The organism is Comamonas sp. DB36 (genome assembly GCF_057914905.1).
On sequence record NZ_CP196633.1, the window covers coordinates 201,820 to 226,642 of the forward strand.

21 protein-coding genes are annotated in these 24,823 nt (G+C 66.3%); 8 read left to right on the plus strand and 13 right to left on the minus strand.

Translation table 11 applies throughout. The annotated features are described in order from the left end of the window. Nucleotides 1-55 precede the first annotated feature (55 nt). Nucleotides 56-1,633: a Fic family protein gene (locus ACSVDO_RS25355; protein WP_489597828.1), complete on the plus strand. Its 1,578-nt coding sequence runs from the start codon at nt 56-58 to the stop codon at nt 1,631-1,633. A gap of 74 nt (nt 1,634-1,707) precedes the next feature. Here ACSVDO_RS25355 and ACSVDO_RS25360 read toward each other — a convergent pair whose 3' ends face one another. From ACSVDO_RS25360 to ACSVDO_RS25375, 4 genes are all read right to left on the minus strand, one after another. After that, entirely contained in the window at nt 1,708-3,102 is a 1,395-nt protein-coding gene (locus tag ACSVDO_RS25360; protein WP_489597829.1) for an efflux transporter outer membrane subunit, read from the minus strand. Between the two features lie 12 nt (nt 3,103-3,114). Continuing rightward, nucleotides 3,115-5,094, minus strand: coding sequence for a MacB family efflux pump subunit (locus ACSVDO_RS25365; protein ID WP_489597830.1), 1,980 nt, complete (start codon nt 5,092-5,094; stop codon nt 3,115-3,117). A 41-nt stretch (nt 5,095-5,135) separates the two neighbouring features. Next, nucleotides 5,136-6,335, minus strand: coding sequence for an efflux RND transporter periplasmic adaptor subunit (locus ACSVDO_RS25370; protein ID WP_489597831.1), 1,200 nt, complete (start codon nt 6,333-6,335; stop codon nt 5,136-5,138). Nucleotides 6,336-6,839: 504 nt separating this feature from the next. Next, nucleotides 6,840-7,310: a cupin domain-containing protein gene (locus ACSVDO_RS25375; RefSeq protein ID WP_489597832.1), complete on the minus strand. Its 471-nt coding sequence runs from the start codon at nt 7,308-7,310 to the stop codon at nt 6,840-6,842. 246 nt (nt 7,311-7,556) lie between these two features. Between ACSVDO_RS25375 and ACSVDO_RS25380 the strand changes: the two genes are divergently transcribed. From ACSVDO_RS25380 to ACSVDO_RS25400, 5 genes are all read left to right on the plus strand, one after another. Continuing rightward, a complete protein-coding gene (locus ACSVDO_RS25380) occupies nt 7,557-7,907 on the plus strand; it encodes a DUF2946 family protein (RefSeq protein WP_489597833.1) in 351 nt (116 codons plus the stop codon). A gap of 120 nt (nt 7,908-8,027) precedes the next feature. Next, a complete protein-coding gene (locus tag ACSVDO_RS25385; protein ID WP_489597834.1) occupies nt 8,028-10,139 on the plus strand; it encodes a TonB-dependent receptor in 2,112 nt (703 codons plus the stop codon). Next, entirely contained in the window at nt 10,139-10,876 is a 738-nt protein-coding gene (locus ACSVDO_RS25390; RefSeq protein WP_489597835.1) for an ABC transporter ATP-binding protein, read from the plus strand. The genes ACSVDO_RS25385 and ACSVDO_RS25390 overlap by 1 nt, the downstream gene beginning before the upstream one ends. Further along, nucleotides 10,873-12,285 carry a DUF3526 domain-containing protein gene (locus ACSVDO_RS25395; RefSeq protein WP_489597836.1) on the plus strand — a complete coding sequence of 471 codons (1,413 nt, stop codon included), beginning with the start codon at nt 10,873-10,875 and terminating at the stop codon, nt 12,283-12,285. The genes ACSVDO_RS25390 and ACSVDO_RS25395 overlap by 4 nt, the downstream gene beginning before the upstream one ends. Then, nucleotides 12,282-13,571, plus strand: coding sequence for a DUF3526 domain-containing protein (locus ACSVDO_RS25400; protein ID WP_489597837.1), 1,290 nt, complete (start codon nt 12,282-12,284; stop codon nt 13,569-13,571). The genes ACSVDO_RS25395 and ACSVDO_RS25400 overlap by 4 nt, the downstream gene beginning before the upstream one ends. Before the next feature lie 112 nt (nt 13,572-13,683). On the opposite strand, the gene ACSVDO_RS25405 is transcribed toward ACSVDO_RS25400, so the two are convergent. From ACSVDO_RS25405 to ACSVDO_RS25425, 5 genes are all read right to left on the minus strand, one after another. Beyond that, on the minus strand, nt 13,684-14,091 hold the full coding sequence (locus tag ACSVDO_RS25405) for a GFA family protein (protein ID WP_489597838.1): 408 nt from the start codon (nt 14,089-14,091) through the stop codon (nt 13,684-13,686). A gap of 201 nt (nt 14,092-14,292) precedes the next feature. Continuing rightward, complete coding sequence (locus ACSVDO_RS25410; protein WP_489597839.1) at nt 14,293-14,760, minus strand: RDD family protein; 468 nt, start codon at nt 14,758-14,760, stop codon at nt 14,293-14,295. Nucleotides 14,761-15,072: 312 nt separating this feature from the next. Further along, complete coding sequence (locus tag ACSVDO_RS25415) at nt 15,073-16,842, minus strand: DEAD/DEAH box helicase (RefSeq protein WP_489597897.1); 1,770 nt, start codon at nt 16,840-16,842, stop codon at nt 15,073-15,075. Nucleotides 16,843-17,036: 194 nt separating this feature from the next. Beyond that, nucleotides 17,037-17,999: a Bug family tripartite tricarboxylate transporter substrate binding protein gene (locus tag ACSVDO_RS25420; RefSeq protein ID WP_332548473.1), complete on the minus strand. Its 963-nt coding sequence runs from the start codon at nt 17,997-17,999 to the stop codon at nt 17,037-17,039. A gap of 91 nt (nt 18,000-18,090) precedes the next feature. Continuing rightward, nucleotides 18,091-18,615 (minus strand): carboxymuconolactone decarboxylase family protein, encoded by a 525-nt coding sequence (locus ACSVDO_RS25425; RefSeq protein ID WP_489597840.1) that lies wholly within the window; start codon nt 18,613-18,615, stop codon nt 18,091-18,093. Between the two features lie 94 nt (nt 18,616-18,709). Between ACSVDO_RS25425 and ACSVDO_RS25430 the strand changes: the two genes are divergently transcribed. After that, a complete protein-coding gene (locus ACSVDO_RS25430; protein ID WP_489597841.1) occupies nt 18,710-19,654 on the plus strand; it encodes a LysR family transcriptional regulator in 945 nt (314 codons plus the stop codon). Nucleotides 19,655-19,671: 17 nt separating this feature from the next. On the opposite strand, the gene ACSVDO_RS25435 is transcribed toward ACSVDO_RS25430, so the two are convergent. The 4 genes from ACSVDO_RS25435 to ACSVDO_RS25450 are packed head-to-tail and all read right to left on the minus strand — an operon-like array spanning nt 19,672 to nt 23,625. After that, complete coding sequence (locus ACSVDO_RS25435) at nt 19,672-20,667, minus strand: Bug family tripartite tricarboxylate transporter substrate binding protein (RefSeq protein ID WP_489597842.1); 996 nt, start codon at nt 20,665-20,667, stop codon at nt 19,672-19,674. Nucleotides 20,668-20,711: 44 nt separating this feature from the next. Then, entirely contained in the window at nt 20,712-21,047 is a 336-nt protein-coding gene (locus ACSVDO_RS25440) for an NIPSNAP family protein (protein WP_332538264.1), read from the minus strand. Continuing rightward, nucleotides 21,044-22,774, minus strand: a complete 1,731-nt coding sequence (locus tag ACSVDO_RS25445) for an FAD-dependent oxidoreductase (protein WP_489597843.1) — start codon at nt 22,772-22,774, stop codon at nt 21,044-21,046. Before ACSVDO_RS25445 ends, ACSVDO_RS25440 begins: the two co-directional genes overlap by 4 nt. 20 nt (nt 22,775-22,794) lie before the next feature. After that, nucleotides 22,795-23,625 (minus strand): SDR family NAD(P)-dependent oxidoreductase, encoded by an 831-nt coding sequence (locus ACSVDO_RS25450; RefSeq protein WP_489597844.1) that lies wholly within the window; start codon nt 23,623-23,625, stop codon nt 22,795-22,797. Between the two features lie 156 nt (nt 23,626-23,781). Between ACSVDO_RS25450 and ACSVDO_RS25455 the strand changes: the two genes are divergently transcribed. Beyond that, a complete protein-coding gene (locus tag ACSVDO_RS25455) occupies nt 23,782-24,723 on the plus strand; it encodes a helix-turn-helix domain-containing protein (RefSeq protein ID WP_489597845.1) in 942 nt (313 codons plus the stop codon). Nucleotides 24,724-24,823: the final 100 nt, after the last annotated feature.

Sequence of the window (24,823 nt, forward strand, 5' to 3'; positions counted from 1 at the left end):
TTGGAAAAACGCTGTTTCCTACGAAAATAACAAGGTTGCGATTCAAAAAATACCGATGACTGCCATTTCCTTGGGTTTTACACGCGTGGCTGAAATGCTGGGCATCGTGCTGGTCCAGCCGCTGTTCACGCGCAGTCACCTGGGATCCCAGACGCGCACCGAAACGCACATGGCGGCGCAGATCCGGACCTGGACCGCGCAGTACATGCCTGACGACAGCTTTCGAGGACATTTCGAGTTCGGCCTCAAGTACGAGCGCCTGAACTTTGAATTCTTCTCGCGGGTTTTCGCACAGGTCGATCCCCAGGAGATCATTGCCTGGGTCAGGGACGCGCCCACGGGCACGTATGCGCGGCGCACGGCATTTTTCTATGAATGGTTCACCGGCACCACGCTGGACCTGCCTGATACCGCCGCCAATGTGGGCTATGTCGATGCGTTGGATGCCGCGCTGTATCTGACCTGCGCGCGGCCGGAAAACAGCAAACGCTGGAAAGTGCGGCAAAACCTGCCCGGCACGCGCAGCTATTGCCCTCTCGTATACCTCGGCCCGAAGAAAGAGCGCGGCTGGGTGTACGACGTGCGCGCCGGCGTGGAGCGCCTGAACAGCACCTACGGCATGGATCTGCTGCGGCGCAGCGCGGTGTGGCTGACCCTGAAGGAATCGCGCGCCAGCTTTGCCATAGAACACGAGCAGGACCAGAACGACCGCGTGAAACGCTTTGCGGCAGCGATAGGCGAGCTGAGCGGTCGCATGGAAGCGCCGTTGTCGCACGAGGGCCTGGCCAGCCTGCAAAACGCCATCCTGGGAGCGGCGGTACTGCGCCTGGGCATTCGCCAGTCGCCGGTGTTCGTCGGCCAGTCAAGCTTGCATGGGCAGGTGGTGCACTACATCGCGCCGCCGCCCACCGCCGTCGAGGACATGCTGCAAGGCCTGCGCGACTTCGAGCAGCGCACGCGCGGCCTGGACACGGTGGCGCGCACGGCAGCGCTTTCTTTTGCCTTTGTCTATCTCCACCCGCTTTCCGACGGCAACGGGCGGGTGCACCGCTTTTTGCTCAACCACCTGCTGGCGGCGGATGGCCTGGTGCCCGCCAGCATCATCATCCCGGTGTCCGCCACGATTGCCGGCTCGCCCGCGGGGCGCGCCGAATATGACCGCGTGCTCGAATCCTTCTCCCGACCCTTGATGCGCCGCTATGAAGGCAGCTATCACTTTGGCAGCACGCAGGTCTACCCCGATGGCGTTCCCAGCGACTTCCACTTCACTGCCGACCAGGACGCGCTGCATGCCTGGCGCTACCTGGATTTGACCCAGCATGTGCACTATGTCAACGCGTTGTTGCAGGCCACGGTGGAGCATGAAATGGCGCAGGAGGCCTCGACCTTGCGCGACAACGATGCCGCGCGCCAGGCCATCAAGCAGTTGGTCGAGCTGCCCGACGCCGATGCCGACCGCATCATCGCGTCGCTGCGCACCAATGGCTGGACGGTCAGCGGCAAGCTGCGCCGCGACCTGCCGGCCCTGTTCGCTCCCGACGGCCGCCTGCAGCACCTGCAGGACCGTATAGTGAAGGCCGTCAAGCAGGCTTTCACAGCGCACAACGGCGCGGAAAACTCCGATTTTTTCTGAAAATCACGCAATTCCTAGCGAATAAAACGCCGCGCTAAAGGAATATTGCCGTTTTCAGCGCCGGCGCACGCGGTTTACCCGCGCTCGGCCGGCATGCCGCCGCCCAGCACGCGGTACAGCGTGGCCAGCGCATTGAGCTGGTCGAGCCGGTTGGCCTGCAGCGCGAGTTCCGCGCTGCGGCGCCGCTCCTGGGCGTCCAGCCACAGGCGCAGCGCCGAAGAGCCGGTGCGGTAGCGCACTTCGTACAAGCGCTCGGCTTCGCGCGCCGCGGCCAGCTGCAGTTCGAGCTGCTGGCCCTGCTCGGCATACTGTGTGCGCGCCGACAGCGCGTTCTCGACATCGGCCAGCGCGGTATACAGCGTCTGGCGAAAGTTCACCACCGCTTCGGCATACTGCGCCTGCGCCAGCTCGCCCGACAGCTGCATTTCGCGCGCGCGCAGAAAAGGCAACGTCAATCCCGCGCCCAGCGCCGCCACGGGGTTGGACAACAGGTTCAGCAGCGCGCTGCTGGACGTTCCGAGCTCGCCGGTCAGCGTGAGCGCGGGGTAGTAGCTGGCGCGCGTCGCGTCGCCGCTGGCCAGCACATTGCGCAGCCTGGCCTCGGCGGCGCGCAGATCGGGCCGGCGCGCGAGCAGCTCGGCCGGCACGCCCGCGGCCACGGCCGGCAGCGCGGTCCCGGGCAGGCGTTCGGGCGCGTTGGGCAGCAGTTGCGCAAGCGTGGCGTCGCCAGGCGGCGCATCGACCAGTATCGCGATCGCATTGCGCGTCTGCACGCGCTGCTGCGCGAGCAGCACCAGCGCCGCGCGCTGGCTGGCGACGGTCTGCTCGGCTTCGCGCAGCTCCAGCGCCGACACCGCCCCCACCGCGTACTGCACGCGCACCAGCTCCTGCGTGCGCAGCGCGTAGGCCAGGCTGTCCTGGCCGCTGGCCAGGCGCTGCTGCACAAGGGCCAGCTGCCAGTACAGGCCCGCGGCCGTGCCGGCCAGCGCCTGGGCCGCGGCTTCGAGGTCCTGCTGCGTGGCGCGCGCCGCCCACTCGGCCGCATCGCGCGTACGGGCCACGCGGCCCCACAGATCGACTTCATAGCTTGCCGACAGCGCCGCGCCGCTGCTGCGCGCGGTGGCGTTGCCATCGCCCTCCAAGCGGCGCGAGGCATTGCTGCTCACGCGCCCGGCCACCGTGGGGGCCAGCGCCGTCGCGGCGATGCCGGCCTGCAGCTGCGCCTGGCGCACGCGCCAGGCCGCGGCCGCGAGATCATTGCTGCGCGCCAGCGCCGATTCGATCAGCTGGTCCAGCGCGGGATCGTTGAACTGGCGCCACCAGCGCTCGGGCAGCTGCGCCGCTGCGGTGGCTGTCGCCGCCTGCTGCCAGGTGGTGGGCAGAGCCACGGCCGGAGTCTGGTAGTCGGAGCGCGTGCCGGCGCAGCCCGCGAGCAGGGCCAGCAGCGTCAGCGCGGAAAGTCGGTTCATGGTCATCGCTTGTCACTCGCGCGCCAGCGCGTCAATGGGGTTGAGGCGGGCCGCGCTGCGCGCCGGCAGGAAGCCGAACACCACGCCGATCAGCGTGGAACAGGCAAAGGCCCAGACCATGGAGCTGGTGGAGAACGCCAGCGGCACGACCGGCACGAAATGCATGATCAGCGCGCCCAGGCCCACGGCAATGCCTATGCCCAGCGCGCCGCCTATCAGGCAGACCAGCACCGCCTCGATCAGGAACTGCTGCTGGATATCGCCCTGGCGCGCGCCCACGGCCATGCGCACGCCGATCTCGCGCGTGCGCTCGGTCACCGACACCAGCATGATGTTCATCACGCCTATGCCGCCGACCATCAGCGAGATCACCGCAATCGAGGCGATCAGCAGTGTCAGCGTGCGGGTGGTGTTCTCTATGGTCTGGCGGATGCTGTCGGTGTTGAGCACATAGAAGTCCTCGCGGCCGTGGCGCGTCTTGAGCAGCTGGTTGATGCCCTGCTCGGCCGCGGCCATGGGCGCGCTGTCGGACACGCGCACCGTGATGCTGCGCAGATAGTTCTGCCCGACGATGCGGCCCATGGCCGTGGTGTAGGGCACCCAGACGTTGAGCGCCTCGGAATTGCCGAACGCGTTTTCGCTCTTGGCGACCACGCCGATCACGCGCACCGGCACGCTGCCCAGCAGCAGCACCTCGCCCACGGGATTGGCCAGGTTGGGAAACAGCTTGGCGCGCGTGTTGTCGTCGATCACCGCGACCTGCTGCAGTTCCTGCACCGCCGTGTGCGCAAAGGCCACGCCCTGCGCGAACTTCACGCCCTTGACGCGGAAGTACTGCTCCCCTACCCCGTTCACGGTGCCGGTGAGCTCCACATTGCGCCAGCGAAAGCGCGCCGCCGTGCTGACGTTGGGCGTGACGCTGTCGACGTAGGGCTGGGCGGCGAGCGCATCGGCGTCGCTGGGCACCAGGGTGCGCACCGCGGCCGCGCGCACGTCGCCGAAGCCCGCGCCCGAGAACACTTCTATGGTGTTGGTGCCTATGGCGCTGATGTCTTCGAGCACCTTCTTCTGCGCGCCCGAGCCCAGTGCCACCACCGAGACCACCGAGGCAATGCCGATGATGATGCCCAGCATGGTCAGGAAAGTGCGCAGCCGGTGGGCGTTCATGGCCAGCAGCGCCATGTGGAAGGCCTCGCGAAAGCGGTCGCCAAACGCCGACACGCGCGCCGTCAAGCCCGTGGGAGCGGCGCCCACCGCCGGCGCGGCGCGGCCCGCGGGCGTGGGCGCTTCAGCGCGGCGCGTATCGCCGACAATCACGCCGTCGCGGATCTCGATCACGCGCTCGGCGTGCGCGGCCACGCCCATGTCGTGCGTGACGATGATCACCGTATGGCCTTCGGCATGCAGCTCGCCCAGGATCTTCATGACTTCCGCGCCCGACTGCGTGTCCAGCGCGCCCGTGGGCTCGTCGGCCAGGATCACGCGTCCGCCGTTCATCAGCGCGCGCGCGATCGACACCCGCTGCTGCTGGCCGCCCGAGAGCTTGCCCGGCGTGTGGTGCATGCGCTCGGCCAGGCCCAGGCGATCGAGCAGTTCGGTGGAGCGCGCATGGCGCTGGGCGCGCGTGCGCCCCGCATAGACGGCCGGCACTTCGACATTACCCTGGGCCGTGAGATCTGACAGCAGGTGGTAACGCTGGAAGATGAAGCCGAAATGCTCGCGCCGCAGCTCGGCGAGTTCGTCGGGAGTGAGCTGGCCGGTTTCGCGCCCGGCCACGCGGTAGCTGCCGCGCGTGGGCGTGTCCAGGCAGCCCAGAATGTTCATCAGCGTCGACTTGCCCGAGCCCGACTGGCCGACGATGGCGACCATTTCGCCCGAATGGATAGCCAGGTCGATGTTCTTGAGCACCGCGAGCATCTGGTCGCCCGCGGGAAACTCGCGCGTGACGCCGCGGATTTCCAGCAGCGGCTGGCCCGCGTCCGGGAGATTCATGTCGTTGGGCATAGCAGGCGTTTGCGTCATTACGGTGGCCGTCATTGCGGTGGCGGGCCGCCGCGCATGCCGCCCTTGGCCGGTGCGGCCGCGCCGTCGCCCAGCACCACCTGCTCGCCCGCGGCCAGGCCTTCGGTGATCTCGGCCGTCACATTGTTGTTCAGCCCGACCTTGACCGCGCGCGGCTGGGCGCTGCCCGCGGCATCAAGCACGCGCAGCGCCGTCGTGCCGTCGGCGTTGCGTGCGCCCAGCGCGGCAGAAGGAATGGTGACCACGCCCACGGCCTCGGCGCGCACGATGTAGACCTGGGCCGTCATCGAGATGCGCAGCTTGCCGTCGGGGTTGGGCACGTCGAACAAGCCGTTGTAGTAGATGGCCGTGGCCGCGGCGGTGCTGGCGGCGGTGCTGGCCGCCGTGGTCTCGGTGAGGATGGAATCCGGCGCCGGCTCGACCGCGCGCAGCGTCGCCTGGTAGCGCTGGTTGGGCTCGCCCAGGATGGTGAAGGACACCTTCTGGCCGGGCTTGACGCGCGTCACATCGGCCTCGGAGATCTGCGCCTTGACGGTCATCGAGTCGACCCTGGCCAGCTTGATGATGGTCGGCGCCGCCTGGTTGGCGTTGACGGTCTGGCCTTCCTGGGTCACCAGGGCCACGACCTGGCCGTCCATGGGCGCGAGGATGCGCGTATAGCCCAGGTTCACCTTGGCGGTGTCGGCGGCGATTTCCGCCTGGCGCAGCTGCGCCTGCAGCGCGTCGATTTCCGCCAGCGTCGCGCGATAGGTCGCCTCGGCGCTTTCCAGGTCGGCCTGCGGGCCGGCGTCGGCCGCGCGCAGCTGCTGCTGGCGGCGGTAGGCCTGCTCCACCTGCGACAGCGACGCCTGGCGCGCGCGCAGATTGGCGCGCGCCGTGGCCAGCGCCGCCTCGGCATTGCGCACGGTGTTCTGCTGGGTCAGCGAGTCGATCTCGGCAATCAGCTGGCCGGCCTTGACGTTGTCGCCCAGCGCCACCTTGAGCGACTTGATCTGGCCCGACACCTGCGCGCCCACGCTCACCTGCTTGAAGGCCTGCAGCGTGCCGCTGGCCAGCACCGTGTCCTCCAGGTCACCGGTGACGGCGGCCGCGGTGATGAAATTGCTCGGCGGCTTGGCGGGAAAGAACTGCCATTTCGCGAACGCCGCGGCGGCCGCGCACAGCACCAGGGCGATCACTATGCGCTTGCTTGTTTTCTTGGAAATGGGCATGGGAAGTGCGGTTCATGGTGGCGGCTGGCGCCACGCGACGAAGCCCGTGCCTGCAGCAGGCCGTGCACGGGCGGTTGACCGGAAAGCGTGCCCGAACTTGTTGCGCAGTCAGTGGCATGCAGCCTGCGCCATGGAGGTCATCCATGGTGAAGCGCTTGTGTGGGGGCTGGTGCACGCAGGGCGCGCACCGGGCTGCACTGATTCTAGGGCAGTTACGCGTTTACCCTGAACGGGACTGGCTGAGCTTCACGGCGCTCGAAGGCGCACACCAGCGGCTCGAAGTCGCTCGCTCCCGGCCAGTGCGCCAGCGTGTTTGCGTCCGCGCCCGTGCAAGCCCTGGTCAACCGCTTTGTCGGCCTGGCCCAGCATGCTGGCCGGCAGCTGTTGCTTGCACGCCGGCAAGGCAAGCGCCTGTCGGAGCTGGCCGCCGATGTGAGCATGGACAGCCGGCCTTCGCCAGGCTCGCTGCCGATACGGGTTCGCCTGCGGCGATCGGCTTGGCGTTCAGGTCTTGCTGTCGCGCTGCGTCGCAGCCGCGACCTCTTCGGCAGGCCAGGCGGCAGGCTTGGGCACCTCGCAGGGCGCGTCGGTCTCCACCGTGCCGAACAGCGCCGGGCCCACGATCTCCAGGTATTCCATGTCCGGCGAATAGTCGAACAGGTAGTGGCGTATGCCCGGGCGCTGGTGCACGCAGTCGCCGGCCGCCACCAGCGTCACCTGGTCTTCGTACATGAACTTCGCCCAGCCCTTGGTCATGAGCACGATCTGGAAGTCGGCGACATGCCGGTGCCAGCCCGTGCCTTCCTCGGGCGGCTTGTTGGCCTTGACCAGGTGCGCGATCACGCGGCCATGGGTGGCGTCGGCCACCCCCAGGTCGCGGTAGAGAAAGAAATCTCTCAGACCATCGGAACGCCACGGATTCTCACCCGCCTTGACGTGGGAAAAAAGGGTGGCTTCTTCGCTGCGTGCAGTCATGACGGTGGCCTTTGCAGAGATTCAACGTGGATGAACCGGCCGGCTGGGGCCCGGGGACCTGATGCGAATATGTGCGTCGACCGTGCTTTGGTCAAGAAACGCGAATGGCCGAACAATTCATTAGGGTTTTCCAGAAGCCATCGGAACATACGCGGATCGGCGCGGGCGTCAGCCGACAAGCCGCGTCGTTGTCGGCGCTATAATTCGGATGTTATATCATCACAATTCATAGAAGCCCGCCTGCCGATGCCACGTCCCGGTCCCCCTGCCCTGCGCTGGATGCTGGCCATCGCCATGGCAAGCCTGCTGCTCGCCTGGCCGTTGCATCAGGCGCAGCATGCGAGCGAGCCGGCCCGCGCCGCGGCGCAGGCGGGCACAGGGGCGGGATCGGCGCCACCGGGCCATGAGGCGCCGGCGGCGGCCGCCGATGCCTGTCTCTGGTGCCAGTTCCATGCGCAGCATCTGGCGCCGGGCGGCACGCCTCCCGGATTGCGTTGGCATGCCGAAGCCGATACGCCGCCCATCCGCTTGTCTTCGGGCTTGCCGCAGCGCCACTGTTCGCTGGCCGCCAATCCGCGCGGCCCACCGCCGGCCTGAGCCGCGCTGACCTGTCCTTTTTCTGCGCTGACGCCGTGCCGCGCCCTGCATTTGGCATGGGCCGGGCCGCGCCTGCGCGCGCCGCCCCGCCCGATCGCCTTGCCCCTTCATAAAATCACCATGACCTCCCTGCCCATTTACCTGCGCGGCGCCGCTGCCTGCCGGCTGCCCGCCGCCCCGCTGAGCGCCTGCGCGCTGGCGATCACGCTGATCGGCCCGGCCCAGGCCCAGGCCTCCGCCACGCTGGACGCCATCGAAGTGCGCGAAACCACGGGCCCGGCCACGCGCACGCCGGGCGAGCGCGCGGCCATCACGCTGGCCCCCAAAGCGCTGCCGGCCACCGTGCAGCAGCTCAACCAGGAAGACATCGCCAGCACCAATGTGGGCCGCGACATCTCCAACGTCTTTCGCCGTGTGCCGGGCGTGCTGGCCAACAACATCGACCAGGGCGAGACCGGCAACGGCTTTCGCATGCGCGGCTTCGCGACCCAGGGCACGCATGGCGCCGATACCGCGGTGTATGTCGACGGCGTGCCGCAGAACATTCCTTCGAGCCAGGGCGGCGCGGGCCACGGCCCGGTGTTCCTCGAGTGGCTCCATGCCGAGATGATCGACGGCATCGACATCATCAAGGGTCCGATCTCGGCGCTTTATGGCGACCAGAACCGCGCCGGCGCGGTCGATATCCGCACCAGGGACGGCGGCAGCGCCACGCCTTCGAGCATCAGCGTGGGTGCCGAGCGCTACGGCCTGCGCCGCACTTCGCTGGTGCTGTCGAACCGCTTCGCCGCCATCGATTCGTTCTTCGTTGCCGACATCTACCGCAACGACGGCTACCGCTTCGCCTCGCATACCCAGCGCGACAGCTTCTCCTGGAAGCTGTCGACCACGCACGCCGACGCGCGCTACAGCCTGCGCGTGACACGCTATGTCGCCGACTTCGAGGCCGCCGGCTATCTGCTGCTGCCGCAGATCGAGGCCGGTCTGGACCCGCGCTCGACCCAGGCCGGCAACCCGGGCTTCGGCAGCGCACGCCGCAGCAGCATTGTCTTCAACCGCACGCCCGCCGAAGGCGAGCAGGGCTGGTTCGCGACCGGCTATGCGGAAAGCCTCGAGCGCACGCGCGCCATCACGGCCAACGCCACGCAGCACACCGTGGGCGCGGACGACCGCAATATCTTCGGCGCGCGCGTGCTGCACAACAGCACCTTTGGCCAGGCCTCGCTGGCGCTGGGCGCCGAGCTGCGCCAGGACCGGGGCGACGCTTCGCGCCGCATGTTCACAAACCGCGTGCCCACGGCCAACTATGTCAATGCCCAGGAACTGGACCTGCTGACCTATGGCCTGTTTGCCCAGAGCCAGTGGCGGGCCGGCGAGACCGTGAAGCTCAGCGCCGGCGCGCGCTATGACCGCTTCGACTACGACATCCAGAACCTGAAACTGCCGGACGCGAGCACCGCGTACAGCAAGGGCGTGTTCACGCCCAAGCTCGGCGCGTCATGGTCGCTGATGCCGCAGCTCGAACTGTTTGCCAATGTCGCCGAAGGCATGCGCTCGCCCTCGGCCGAGCAGATCAGCAGCAGCGGCGCCACCGGCCCGCTGGGCGCGCGCGGCGGCGTCATCAGCCAGGTGGCGCCAAGCAAGGTGCGCTCCTATGACCTGGGCTTCACCTCCGCGCCCGCGCCGGGCTGGACGGTCTCGGGCGCGGCCTACTACATCCTCAACTCGGACGAGATCGTGGGCCAGGCCGACGGCTCGTTCAAGTCCGTGGGCGACACCACGCGCAAGGGCTTCGAGCTGGAGACGCGCTGGCGTGCCACGCCGGCAACCAGCATCTACGCGAGCCTGGGCAAGATCCTGCAGGCCAAGGTCAACAATCCCGGGGCCAACGCGGGGGCCAAGCTGTCGATTCCGGCCACGCAGCTCAAGGCCGGCGTCCAGCACAAGCTGCGCCTGGGCGCGGGGCAGCTCACGCTCAATGCCGATGCCTATCTGATCTCGGACATTCCCTACTATGTCGGCACGCCTGCCAGCCAGGAACGCCGCATGCCGCTGTACACGCGCTACGACCTGCGCGGCACCTATGACTGGGGCCAGACGCAGCTGTCGCTGTATGCCACGTTCCAGCCGCAGCGCCATGGCACGGAGATCGCCTATGGCAGCGCCGCGGGCCTGATGGTCTCGCCCGTGCCGCGCACCACCGTGGGCGCCAGCCTGCGCTATTTCTTCTGATGCCCGCCACCCCTGCCCTGCAGGCGCGCCGCCTCACCATTCGCCGTGGCGCCCGGGTGACGCTGGACGCACTGGACCTGGCCGTGCCCCGTGGCAGCGTGTATGCGCTGCTGGGGGGCAATGGCGCGGGCAAGACCACCACGCTGAACGCGCTGCTGGGCTTCGTGCCCGCGGCATCGGGCCAGGCGCTGGTCGATGGCATCGATGCCTCGCGCCAGCCGCAGCAGGCGCGCACGCGCCTGGCCTATCTGCCCGAAAACGTGGCGCTGTACCCGTACATGTCGGGCGCCGAGAACCTGCGCTATTTCTGCAAGCTGTCGGACATCGCGCTGGGCGCCGCCCAGGCGCGCGCGCTGCTGGCCGCCGCCGGGCTGGCCGCGCCCGCGCATGACCGGCGCGTGGCCGGCTACTCCAAGGGCATGCGCCAGAAGGTGGGTCTGGCGATTGCCCAGGCGCGCCAAGCCAGCGCCATGCTGCTCGACGAACCGACTTCAGGGCTGGACCCTGCCGCAGCCCATGAATTCACGCAAAGCCTGCTGCTGGCCAAGCGCGCGGGCATGGGCGTGCTCATGGCCACGCACGACCTGTTCAACGCGCTGCAGGCCGCGGACCGCATCGGCATTCTCAAGGAAGGCCGCCTCGTGGCCGAGTTCGATGCCCGGGATGTGGACCAGGGCGAACTCGAGCGCATCTATCTCCAGCACGCGCGTGCTCCCGTGCAGGGAGGCGCTGCATGATTGCCGCAATCACCGCTATCGCCGCCAAGGAACTGCGCGCGCTGCTGCGCGACGGCCGGCTCTGGGGGCTGGGCACGCTGCTGGCCTTGTTGCTGCTGGCGGTGCTGGCCGCGGGCGCGCACCAGCGCCAGCAGGCCGAGCAGGAGCGGCGTGCGGTTGAAACCACGGCGCGCCAGCAATGGGACCACCAGGGCGACAGAAACCCGCACCGCGCCGCGCATTTCGGGCTCTATGCGTTCAAGCCGCGCTCGGCGCTGTCGGGCGTGGACGCCGGCATCGATGCCCAGGCCGGCCAGGCGCTGTGGCTGGAGCCGCACAGGCGCAATCTGGCAATGTTCGCGCCGGTCGCCGACGCCGCGCCCTCCATCGGCCTGGGCGACTTCAACCCGGCATTCGTGCTGTACGCCCTGGTGCCGCTGCTGGTGCTGGTGCTGGGCCATGGCAGCGTCACGCAGGAGCACGAACTCGGCACCTTGCGCATGCTGCAGGCCTGCGGCCTGCCAGCCAGCACCTTGCTGCTGGGAAAATGGCTGGCGCTGGGCGTTGGCGTGCTGCTGGTGCTGTTGCCCGTGCTGCTGGCCGGCGGCTGGCTGCTGGCCGCCGACCTGGGCGCGCTGCAAGCCGGCTTGCTGCTGCTGGCGCTGCTGCTTTATTACGCACTGTGGGCCGCGATCACGGTGCTGGTGTCGGCGCTGAGCCGCAGCTCCCGCGCCGCGCTGCTGGTGCTGCTGGCGCTGTGGGTGGGCGCGGTGTTCATCGTGCCGCGCCTGGCGGCGTCAAGCGTCGCGCAGCGCGCCGCGTTGCCCACGGGCGAACAGTTCTGGTCGCGCATCCACCATGACATGGAGCACGGCCTGCCCGGCGACGGCAGCGCGGCCCAGCGCCTGCAGGCTTTCGACGCACAGCTGCTGGCACACAACGGCGTGGCGCGCCTCGAAGACCTGCCGTTTGGCGCCAACGCCCGGCGGCGGCTGTTCCGCGACGCCTACTCCACGCGCGTGCACGCCCTGCATTTCGCGCAGCTGTGGGAAGACCAACTGGCCCAGCAGCGCCGGCTGCGCTGGACCGGCGCCATCACGCCCTATGCGGCGATGCGCGCGATCAGCAGTGCGCTGGCCGGCACCGACCTGGCGCACCGCCGGCATTTCGAGGAAGCTGCCGAGCAATACCGCCAGCAATACACCACCCTCATGGACGAATGGGATATGAACGCCACCCGCGGAGTGACTTCTTTTGAAAGCCGGTATGGCGGCAATGCCCAGTGGCAGACCATGCCGCAGTGGCGCTATGCCGCGCCCGGCGTGGAATTTGCGCTGCGCAACAGCGTTGCCGACTGGGGCATTCTTTCGGCCTGGCTGGTGCTGGCGCTGGCTGCGCTGTGCTGGAGCGCACGCAGGCTCACGCCATGAGCTGGCCGCGCCGCCACCATTGGCAGGCCGAAGGCCTGCGGCTGCGCCGCCAGCCTCTGGCCTGGCTGGCATTCGGCACCTTGTTTCTGGTGCTGCTGGCGTCGGCGATCGCGGTCGGACTGGACGCGCGCGCCTGGCGTGCGGCCGCGGCGCAGGACGCGGCGGTCTTCACGGCGCAACGGGCGCAGGCCGCGCAGCGCCTGCAGCCGCCCGGCCCGGCCAATGCCATCGCCACCTACCAGCTGGGGCGCGGCGAACTCGGCAGCACGCGCATGCCGGTGCGCGCCGGCCTGGCGCTGGGCGTGCAGCGCCTCGACGTGCTGCCCGCGCGCCTCAAGGCTTCGCTAGACAGCCGGCATGTGGACGCGCGCGATCCGGGGCCGCTGAGGAATCCGCTGCTGACCGAAAGCGGCCTGCCCGGCCTGCCGGCCATGGTCGCGCTGCTGGTGCCGCTGGTGGCCTTGCTGCTGTGCGCAGGCTGGCTGCAGGAGGAGCGTGAACAGCGCCGCCTGGGCCTGCTGCGCGTGCAGTCGACCCACGGCATGGCGCCGCTGCTGATCGCGGCGCTGGGCTGGCGCCTGCTGGGCCTGTGGGCCGTGACCGCGGCCGCAACCCTGCCTGCGCTGGCGCTGGACCCGGGGGCGAGCCTGGCGGTGGCCCTGCAATGGCTGGGCGCGCTGGCCGCGTTCTGCGCGCCGTGGGTGCTGCTGGGCGGCTTGCACAGCTGCCTGCCGGGTTCGGGCGCCACGGCCATGCTGGCCGCGCTGGGACTGTGGCTGGCGCTGACGTTTGCCGTGCCCGCCGGACTGCTGCTGCTCGCCGAGCAGCAGGCGCCCACGCCGTCGCGGCTGCAATCGATTGTGGCCATACGCGCGGCGCAGCACGACAGCGAAGACCGCGAGCAGGCGCTGGCGCAGGCCTGGTATGCGGCCCATCCCGAAATCGCGGCGCAGCTGCCCGCGGTCTGGCCGGCAAGCTTTGCGGTCCGCGCGCTCGACCAGGATCTGGCCCTGGAGCCGCTGAGCGTGCAGCGGGCCGCAAGCCGTATCGCACAGGCTGAATTGCTGTCCCGATGGTCATGGCTGTCGCCCGGGCTGGCGCTGGTGCTGATTGGCGAGGCACTTGCGGGAACCGATGTCCACAGCCATGTGCGCTATCTGGCGCAGGTCCAGGCTTTCGAGCAGCGCTGGCGCGACTTTCTGCTGCCCGCGGTGATGGCACGCCAGGGTCTGAGCGCCGCGCAGCTGGCCGCGCTGCCACGCCCAGGACCCGTGGCCGCGCCTTGATGGCTGTCCCTTGTTCCCGCCAATTCTTCTTGCCGTCACAGCTGGACCGGCACCGCTGCCCCATCTGCGCGCCGCCCTGCCCGATCAGGGCTGGCCGCACATGGCTTTTGCATCACGGTTGGCCGTCGTAGGCCTCGTCGACCCCGGCAAGCGCCACCCATGGCCGACGCCGTATCGTCCAAATCTCCCGCTGTGGCGTGCCCAGTTCGGCGCGTTGTTTCAGAACGCCGGTGCGCAGGGAGTAGGCCTGCGGATTTTCCACGGCGCAGGCATAAAGCGGGCTGCCACAGTTTTCACAGAATGCAAGAAGCCGCTGGTTGCCGCTGGCGGCGGTCTTTACAAAGGTGCGAGGCGCGCCTTTCAACAGCTTGAACCCGGCCGCAGGGGCCGAGATATTGGCTCTGAATGCCGAGCCCGAGTGCGTCTGGCAGTCGAGGCAATGACAGATCGTCACGCTGCCTGGTTGAACCTGCGCCTCGAATTCAATCGCGCCGCATTGGCATTGGCCTTCTACTTTCATATGGTTCCTCGGTTCACCGGTCTGGCCCCAGGGCCGCTTCTGGCCGATGGTACCCCCATGGCTGCTGGCGGCCGACTCACTCTGCATTGCAGTCACACGCAGCCGCAAAGCGCTGCCTGCGCAGACCGGCAGACCACGCGGTCGTGGTTTCATGCGGGCCGCAGGCACGATTGCTTTGCTGCCTGCGCCGATGATGTGGTTTCAGTGACTTTGATCGAATGTGACCGGCCGCGGCTTGCGGTTTTTCTGGCGAACCACCACTGTGCCGGCGAGCTTGTCATGCCAGCCTTGCTTGCGGCCGTCAAAAGCGACCCAGAAAATTCCCAGACCCAATGGCAAACCTGAGAGGAAATAAGCCAGATAGCGGCCGATGAACTGTCCCGTGGATGGCGCCGCACCCGTCTTGGCATCTACGATTCTTGCCGATATTGCCATTTTCCCCGGAGTGGCTTGTTTTACCACCCAGAAAACAAGCACTGCGACCATGGGGAAGACCCAGGAAAGCAAAAAGTCCATGGGACCTTTGACCATGCTTGCACCCTCCCAATAGGCATCGCCATAGAAAGCCGTCAGCAGCGGCCAGATGACGATTCCGATCAGTATGGTATCTATCAGTGACGCGCCGACGCGCGCCCAGAAACCCACGTACTCCAACTCTTCCGCTTCCATTGAAACTCCTCTGATTAAGACCTGTTGTGATTTTTTATGGGGCGACCCGGGTCGTTTCAATCCACGGCGCATTGGCTCGCAAAAACCAAGCAGGCATAGCCTGCCAATCGCGTGCATTCATCGAGCTCTTGGTAATAATTAGTGTAACCCTGGATTAATGTGCGATCCGGTGAAATGCCGCTGATTTGCGCGTGCATAGCGCTGGTTGCTGGCTGCCGCGCTGGAATCGCTTCATTGGCCGATAGCGGCTGGCACTATCGGCCAATTTAAAGCGGCCTGCCCCAAGTTCGCGAGCCCTGCTGTCCCCGCAAGTCAGATGGACGGTGGGGCAAAGAGCGCCTGCGCAAAGGCCCCAGTCCCTGCCACGGTAAGCACCAGCTTCTGCGTGGCGCGGGTGGCAGCCACGTAGAACAGCTTGGCCTCGTCCGCAGGCTCTTCGCCGTGACGCGGCATTTGGCCGACTCCTGCGACGGCCACCACGGGAAATTCCAGTCCCTTGCTCGCGTGCATGGTCATTACCTTGATGGTGTCGGCCAGTGGGTCGAAGTCTCCCGAGCGATGGCGCACGCGATGGGGCATCTTGCGCTGGCTCAACGCGGCGGCGCATTGATTCATCGACTCATGATCGCGGCACAGAATGGCCATGTCGCCCCAGGCGTGGCCTTCCTGGTGCGCAGCGGCAAGAAGCTCGGCAATCTTGGCAGGTTCGTCTCTTGGCGTCGGCAGGCGCACGATCAGCGGCTCCTGTCCATCGCGGCCGCAACTGATGGGCTGCACCATAGGAACGCCGTCATCGTCCTGGGCATCGGGCTGCAGGAACTCCGCAGCCACACGATTGGCCACTTTGAGGATTTGTCGGGTATTGCGATAGTTGATCTTCAGAATGGTGGTCCGGCCCGAAGCCTGGATTCCCACGCTCTTGAAACTGAATCCACGCGCCTTGCTTTTGCCGTAGATGTTCTGCGCGCTGTCGTACAGGACCAGCAAGCTGTTGGTCTCAGGATCGACCATCTGGGTGACCAGCTTGAGCCATGCGGGTTGAAAATCGTGGCCTTCATCCACCATGACCGCTTGGTACTGCCCGGACGGAATCTGTTGGCGATCGACGCCGCGGATCACATACTCGACCATCTGATCGAACATGCCCGCTCCCTGCGCGGGCAGCGCCTGCCCGTAAGCCACCAATTGCTGGCGACACCACTTGTGGAAGTTGCGCGCGTGCACGCGGTCGGCCAGGCCCTTGGCCGTGCACCAGGCATTCAACTTCACCGCCAAGGGTTCGTTGTAGCAAAGCACGAGAATGGGCTTGGCTGACGGCGCCTTGGCCAGGTGCTCGGCACGATAGCCGAGGATCATTGTCTTGCCGGAACCGGCAACCCCATGGATGACACGATGCCCATCGCCCAGGCTGCGCGCGAGCTGCTCCTGCTGCAGATCCATGACGCGCATGATGTCCGGCAGCTCATCCGCGTCATCCGGCAGAAGGCTGCCTTGCACGGGAACCCGTACCTGGGGAAACATGATCCAGCGCACGCGCTCCATTTGCGGCACCGAAATGACCTTGCCGAATGCGTGAGGGAACATGTTCCACAACCGCTGCTGAAACACCTCCGCATCAACGGACTCCAGCATCTCGTCCTTGCAGATGACGAGATGGCCATCAATCGCCTGGTTCAGTCCCGAATCGTCAAACTGCTTGCGCGTGATATTGGTAAAGACGACGCCACTGCCCCAGGGGAATGACAGCTTTCCCGTATGCGGCCCATCTGTCTGTATCAGTTGCGGATCACGCTCCAGCGCATTGACGACCTGAATGGCGCAGTGCCTGGCCTGGGCCGCCGGGCTCATGACGACTTTGGGACGGCCCTCGACGGTCAGTGTCCACGCCTGCCTGGTAGCCTGCTGAATCGTATCCAGCCGCCAATCCTTGGTTTCGAGAATCAGAATGCCGCGGCGCGCATGGATAACGACAAAATCAGGGTGTGTTTGCTTGGGACCAATGGGAACGTCATACCAAAGCATGTAGTCTTCATCGAGCTTTTGCTCCAGCCGCTCGGCCAGGCGGCGCTCGCCCGACGTCATACGGCCAGCGCAGGTTCCCATTGCAGGAATCAGTACTGCCACTTTTATGTTCTCCTCTTGGTGCAATCGAGGATAACTCAAGCATTTGCCGGTATTGGGTCGGATGGGCGATTATTTCGGAATATTGCGCGCGATTGAGCTTATGGTCACCCACCCGGCAATGGATTTTGGCGTAAATCCATTGTCGGGCCAGGTCAGTCCAGCTGAATATCCAGCGCCTTGATCAGCGGCCCCATTTTTCGCGCCTCCGATTGAATGAAAGCGGCAAATTCCTCGGGCGTGCCCGCGACCGGTTCCGAGCCGATTTCCAGCCATTTCGCCTTGAAGCCAGGGTCGGCAAAAATACTGCGCAGTTCAGTGTTCAGCCGTTTGATGACGGGCTTGGGCGTGCCGGCGGTCGTCGATATGCCGTGCCAGGCGTAGTACTCGAACTGCGGGTAACCCAGCTCGGCAATCGAAGGCACGTTGGGCAGCAGCGGTGAACGCTCCTTGGTGGTCACGGCCAGCGGCCTGAGCTTGCCCGACTTGATGTGCGAGATGGAGCTGCCCAGGATGTCGAACATGCTGGTGATCTGGCCGCCCATGAGATCGATCAGCGCCGGGCCCGCGCCCTTGTAGGGCACATGGGAAAGATCCACCTTGGCCGTATCCTTGAACAGTTCCGCGCCCAGGTGCTGCGGCGAGCCGTTGCTCGCCGAGCCGAACGTGGCGCGGTTGTCCGGGTTCTTGGCGAACTTCACATAGTCCTGAAAGGACTTGATGGGGCTTTTCTCGGAAACCTCCAGCACCAGCGGGAACTTGGAGATCTGAATGACCGGCGCGAGATCCTTGATGGGGTCGAAATCGAGCTTCTTGTACAGATACTGGTTGGCCGTAAGGTTGCCGCTGGCGGCCAGCAAAATGGTGTAGCCGTCCGGTTTGGCCTTGACTACCTGGGACGTGCCTATGTTTCCGCTGGCCCCGGCCTTGTTCTCGACAATGACGGGCACGTTGAGCTTTTGCGATAGCGGCGTGGCAATCAGGCGCGCCATCAAGTCGGTGGGGCCGCCCGGCGGGTATGGCACGATGAAAGTGATGGCCTTGGCAGGCCAGGCATCTTGTGCGCCGGCCGCCATCGGCAAAAGCAGGGCCGCAGCCCAGGCCAGTTTCCTGATCATGATGTTGTCTCCTCGTTGGTAGTCTTGTAGGCGCGTGCAAAAAAACCTGGCGCGGCGACGCCTCTTTGGGCGCTCCTTGCGCGCTGCCCCGTCAACGCGCGTCGTGGGAATGGATCTGGAACGCTTCGAGAAAGCGTGAAACCATGTTGTAGGCCGCCACGGTGGCGGTGATTTCCACCAGCTGCGCGGGCGCATACAGCGCCTTGACGGCGTCGAACACCGCGTCGGGCACCTGGATCTGGCGCGTCATCGCGTCGGTGTAGGCCAGCACGGCCTGCTCGTTGGCATCGAACAGCGCGCAGTTGCGCCATTCGCCCAGCGCGTCGAGCTTGGCCTGGGAAACCCCTTCCCGCAGCGCGATGGGCGCATGCTGATCGGCTTCATACGGCGCGTTGTTCAGCAGGGCCACGCGCATGATGATGAGCTCGCGCAAGGCGCCCGACAGCGCTGTTTTCTGGCGCACGGCCGTGAGGTAGTTGAGCCAGCCTTCGGCCAGCGGCGCGCTGTGCATCAGCATCTGGTACAGATGCAGGATTGCGCCGCGCTCGGCGACGATGCGCTCGGCCAAAGGGCGCACTGCTTCGTTGTTGCAATCTGCGTAAGGGATACGTGCCACTTGCCTGCTCCTGGTGCTTGGGACTGCCTGGATGCTAGGCACTTCGCATATATTTCTGAAATTCTTTCTATCTATTGATTTATATTTAAAAAGAATGAATATCTCCCCCAGGCAATTGCGCATGTTCCTGGCGCTGAGCGAGTCGCTCAACTTCAGCAAGTCGGCCGAGCAGCTGTTCATGACGCAGCCTTCACTGAGCAAGGTGATACGCGATCTCGAGGCGACGCTGGGCCTGGCGTTGTTCGAGCGCACCACGCGCAGCGTCCGGCTCACCGCGGGCGGCGCGCAACTGGCGACGATTGCGCGCACCATCGTCGGCGAGTACGAAGCCGGCCTGCAGCGCATGCAGTCGTCGGCGCAGCAGGCTGCCGTACAGCTGTCGATCGCGGCCTGGCCCTCGCTGGCCCAGGTGGTTTTGCCCGAAGTGTGCGCGGCACTGGAGCAGGCCATCAATGCACCAAGGATCACCGTGCATGACTGCGCCAACAGCCTGTGCATAGAACGTCTGCTGAACCATGAAGTGGACTTTGCGCTGGCATCGGTCGCGCCCTCGCATCCGGACCTGCAATACCAGGAACTGCTGCGCGACCGGTTTGTGGTGCTGAGCCACGGCAAATGGCGTGAACAAGTGCCCCACCGTATTGCGCTGGAGCAGCTGATGCACCTGCCGCTGATCACGCTCACGGACGCCAGCACGGCGATGCGCTACATGAGCGCGGCCTACCTGAACCGCGGCATCGAGTACCGGCCGAAGATGCAGGTGGAGCAGATGGCGACCGTGGTCGCGCTGGTGAAGAAAGAGATAGGCGTGGCCGTGCTGCCCTACCTGGGCAGCAAGACCATTCCCAGCATCAACGAACTCCGGATCTCGGAAATCTCCGACGGGCCGCTGCGCTCGGTAGGCATAGTGACGCGCCGCCTGGGCACGGCCACGGCCATCGCCACCACCGCGATGCGGCAAGTGCAGGCCGTCAGCCAGACGCTGATCCAGCAGAACCCGGGCTGGATTCTGCCGCCCTTGCCTGCCAGAAGCGGCTGACGGCAGGCGCCTGCACCTCAGTCGACGACGAGATTGCGCTCCTTGATCAGCGCCGAAAGCAGGCGGGTTTCCGCGGCTATCGTCTTGCGGAAGGTCTCGGCATCCTGCACGATGGGCTCGGTGCCCAGGTCGGCAAAACGCAGCCGCACGTCGGGCTGGAGCATGGCCTTGGCAATCTCCTTTTCCAGCCTGGCGGTGATCTCGGCGGGCACGGCGGCCGGGGCAAAGACGCCGAACCAGTTGCCCAGCTCCACCCCTTTGATTCCCAGCTCTGTCAGCGTGGGCGCATCGGGGAAGAACGGCGAGCGCTTGGCGCCGGTGACGGCAAGCAGACGGGCGCGGCCTTCGCGGATATGGGCGATTCCGCTGGCGGGATCGAAGTAGTAGTCGATCTGGCCGGCCAGCACATCCTGCAGCGCCGGCGCCGCGCCCTTGTAGGGAACATGCACCACGTCGACATGCGCCTGCTGCTTGAACAGCTCGCCCACCAGGTGCATCTGCGTGCCCGCACCGCCTGAGCCATAGCTGAGCTTGCCCGGCGCGGCCTGGGCCATGGCCACCAGTTCCGTGGCCGTCCTGGCGCGCAAATCCTTCTTGACCACCAGATAGAGTTGTGCATGGCCCAGGCTGGCAACGGGGCGCAGATCGCGCTCGGGATTCAACGCAGGCCTGAACAGGAAAGGATTGGCGGTCTGCACCGAGATCGGCGCCACCATGAAGGTGTATCCGTCGGGCGCAGACTTGATGGTTTCTGCGGCGGCAATGTTGCCGCTGGCGCCGGGCCGGTTGTCCACTACCACCGGCTGGCCCAGCGATTTGCCCACGGCGGCGCCGACCACGCGCGCCATCACATCGGTCGAGCCGCCAGCCGGGAAACCCACCACCAGCCGTATGGGTTTGGCAGGCCACGGGGTCTGGGCCAGCGCCGCGCCGCCGGCCTGCAGGCTCAGCGCCAGCGCCGCGGCGCGCAGCAAGCCGCGTCGGGAAGGAAGAATGCAAAAGGAATGGGTCATGGCTTGTCTGCGTCGTTTGAATAGGAATGGCAACGTTGGCGGCGTCACGGGCCGGGAGTCCAGCCAGGCATCTCGGCCCTGCGTATCAGCCGCGTTTCCTGCGCGGTGATCAAATGTGCCGACGCCGCCAGATAGGCAGGAAAATCAGGATGCAGGTCGCGTGCGCGGCTGCGGCGCTCGTAATCCGCCAGGTCGTCGTAAGCCCACAGATGCACGAACTGGTTCTGCGGCCCCACCATGCTGGTGAAAAAGCCCAGCGGCTGACCCAGCGTCTGCAGCAGCACCGGCATGGCCAGCCGGTTGAACACCTCGGTGAACTCGGGCATGCGGCGCAGCGCAATGGTGTAGACGCGATGGTCTATCAAGGCTTTGCCGTTCATGCGCCGGCCCTGCCTTGGCGCGCCAGGTCGGCGATATGGTTGGCCGTGACGTAGCCAAAAGTCATGTTCGGCCCATGGGTGATGCCGGCGCCGGGGTAGTTGCCTCCCATGATGCTCGCGCGGTCGTTGCCGACAGCGTACAGGCCGTCGATGGCCGAGCCGTCATGCCGCAGCACGGCGCCCGTGACGCTGGTGCGCACGCCATCAAAGGTGCCCAGATCGCCCATCACCACCTTGACCGCATAGAACGGTCCGTGCTGGAGCGGACCCACGCAGGGATTGGGCTGATGCTCGGCGTCCGCAAGGTAACGGTTGAATGCCGTGCTGCCGCGGCCGAACGCCGGGTCCTGGCCATGCACGGCAGTGCGGTTGAAAGCCTGCACCGTAGCCTCCAATCCCGCCGGATCTATGCCCGCCTTTTGCGCCAGTTCGGCCAGCGTTCGGCCCTCGAGCAGATAGCCGTTGCGCAAAAAACGGCCTATGGGCATGGGCGAAGGCTTCACATAGCCCAGTCCATATTTGGAAAGCGTGGACTTGTCGCAGACCAGCCACATGGCCGTCTGCGCGAATCCCGCGCAGGCCGCGACCATGGCCGCCCCCACATCGTGGTACGAATTGGATTCGTTGGTGAAGCGCAGGCCATTCTCCAGCACGCCGATCACACCCGGCTTGTAGCGGTCCAGCAGATGCGGAAACACGCCGACTTCGCCAGCGCCGAGATCGACCCGGCTCACGGGCATCCAGGCAGCCGCATCCTTGAGGCGGATGTCCACCGCCGCGCCCGCTTCCTCGGCCATATTGACGCCGTCACCCGTGTTGCCCAGCGGCGTGGGCGACAGATGCGCATGGCCGCGCCGCAGATGCGGATAGGCCTGGGCGATGCGCTTGACATCGTGCGGAAATCCGCCCGCGGCCAGCACCACCGCCTGGCGCGCGTTGATGCGCAACTCGCCGCCCGCGTCCACCGCCAGCAGGCCCACGGCGCGGCCGCCGTCCATCAGCACCTGGCTGGCACGGGTGCTCGTCAGTATGGGAACGTCCAGGTCCAGCGCCGACTGCGCCATGCGCGCGGCCAGTGCGTTTCCGCTGGTCACGTTGATGCCGCGCCGGTACACCAACAGCTCCTTCATGTGCGTAGCCAGGCGCCGCGCGACATACAGGAACGATGTCAGAGACTTGGTGGCGCGGAAGAAGTGCTGCAGGTCGGCATTCGACGAATTGAACATCATGCCCATGAAAGTGATGGTCTTCAGCGGCCGCTTGAGCCGGGACATGTTCTTGCCCAGGCCGCGGATGTCATAGGGCTTGGCCAGGATGGAGCGGCCGATGTCGACACCCCCCGGCGCATCGGGGTGGTAGTCGGGATAGCGTGTCGGCACGAACTGCATCGCCGTCTCGCGCTCGAAGAATTCCACCATCTTGGGCCCCTGCTCGACGAACACGCTCACCGCGGCCGCGTCGTAGTAGCTGCCGGTCTCGCCCATGAGGTAGCGGTGCACGGCCTGTACCGTGTCGGCCGGGTTCTGCCCGCGGCCCTGGCCGCTGAGGGGAATCCACAGCACGCCGCCGGACAGCGCCGTGGTGCCGCCAAACACCGGCTCCTTCTCCAGCACCACCACGTCGAGCCCGCGCTTGCGCGCTGTCACCGCGGCCGCAAGCCCGGCCGCACCGCTGCCCACGATCACCACATCGCATTCGATGGATCTCGGATTTTCCTGTTTCAGCATTGCATCGGTCTCCCGCAACATCAGCTCGCCTGGCTGAAGCCAGGACGCGGAACCATATCCATCAGCTTCGCCGACATGCCGCCATCGACCATGATTTCGGTGGCGTTCACATAGCCTGCGCGTGGGCTGGCCAAAAAAGCCACGGTGTGGGCGATGTCGTCGGCCTCGCCCACCCTGCCGCTGGCCGTGGCCGCGCAGCGCGCCTGCTCCACGCCCGGCTGGGCATAGAAGTCCGCAGACAGCGGCGTGCGTATCATTCCCGGACAGACGACATTGCTGCGCACCGCATCCGCGCCCCACTCCACCGCGAACTGGCGCGACAGCAGACAGACCCCCGCCTTGGCCGCGCTGTACGCGCCGCTGTGGCTTTGCGGAAAATGCCCGGCAATCGAGGCCACATGCACCATGCTGGCGCCGCCGTCTTCCCTGTGGGAGCGCAGCTGCGCACCAAAGGCCTTGGCGGCCAGCCAGTAGCCCGTCAGGTCCACGGACAGCACGAGATTCCAATCGGCCAGCGTCAGCGCATCGAGCGAGCCAGCGCGCAGCACGCCGGCGTTGTTCACCAGCGTGCGCGCAGCGCCCCAGGTGCGCTCCACCTGCTGCGCGGCCGCCTGCAGCTGCGCCTCGCTCGACGTGTCACAGGCCAGCGCGATCACCGGTCGCGCGCCTGCCTCGAACTGCCGCACCACCGCCTGCAAGGCCGCGGCGTTCTTGTCGATCAGCGCCAGGCGCGCGCCCTGCGCTGCCAGCGCCTGGGCCACGGCCAGGCCAATGCCGCTGGCCGCACCCGTCACCACGCACACCCGGTCCTGCAACTGCAGCCAGCCGGTCTGAACTTTTTCCATCGCCATTGCAACTCCCTTGAATCCGAAGGTCCGAATTCTGCGAGCGCGGGTCCATGGTGTCCTTTGACAATTCAAGCCAGTGATCGGACATTTCGTGCATAAACAAGGCACAGCGGGTTATCCCTATGGGCCATACGTTGCATCAGGCAGGACATTTCCTGCATGCCTCAGTCACCGCCCCAGCTTCCCGGCAAGCGCCAGCGCCGCATCCCCAACTACGCCATGTACGGCGACAACGCTCCCGCGGGCGGCAGCAATATGTTCAATTTCGAGTGGATTCCGGAGCGTTCCTCGCTGTACGGCTGGGAGATCGATCCACACGAGCATCAATCCCTGTTCCAGATCCTGTACATGACGCATGGCCAGGGCCACGCCCTGCTCGATGATGAGCGCCGTCCCCTGCACGCACCGGCTCTCGTCGTGGTGCCCGCAAGGCGGGTGCACGGATTCGAATTCAACCCGCAGGTCAACGGCGTGGTCGTGACGGCGGCGCAAAAACCGCTGGAAGCGATGGTGAAGATCGTGATGCCGGAGCTGCTGCACACTTTGCGCAAGCCGCTGGCCATCAATCTGCCTGAGCAAGGCCGCTATACCGCGGGACTGATGCCGCTGTATCTGAGCATAGAGCGCGAATGGCGGTTGGCCGCGATGGGCCAGGTCGCGGCGGGGCTGTCGCTCATCACGGCCTTGCTGGTCCAGGTGGCCAGGCTCAGCGAAACGCTGGAACCCGCCGTCTGGCCCGCACTGTCGCGCAGGTCGCTGCAACTGGAGAAATTCAGAAGCCTGATCGACGAGCACATGCGCCGCCGCTGGACCGTGGCGCAGTACGCCGAACAACTGGGCATCAGTGCCGGCCAATTGTCCAGGCTCACGCGCGAGAGCCTGGGCAAGTCCAGCATAGACATGATCAACGAGCGCGTGCTCTTCGAGGCGCAGCGCGAGCTCGTCTATACCAACGGCAGCATCAAGCAGATCGCCGACAGCCTGGGCTTCGAGGACGAAAGCTACTTCGGCCGGTTCTTCCGCAAGCACATGGGTGTGAGTCCGCATGCCTATCGGGTGCAGGAACTCGAACGCCTGTCTCAGTACTTGTGGGTGCCTTGACTTCGGGTGCTGGCCCATGAGGCCGCAGCCAGCCATAGGAGCAAGAGCGCGTCGATTGCGGACCAGCCTTTCACGCCACTGACTCTCGGAGTGGGCAATG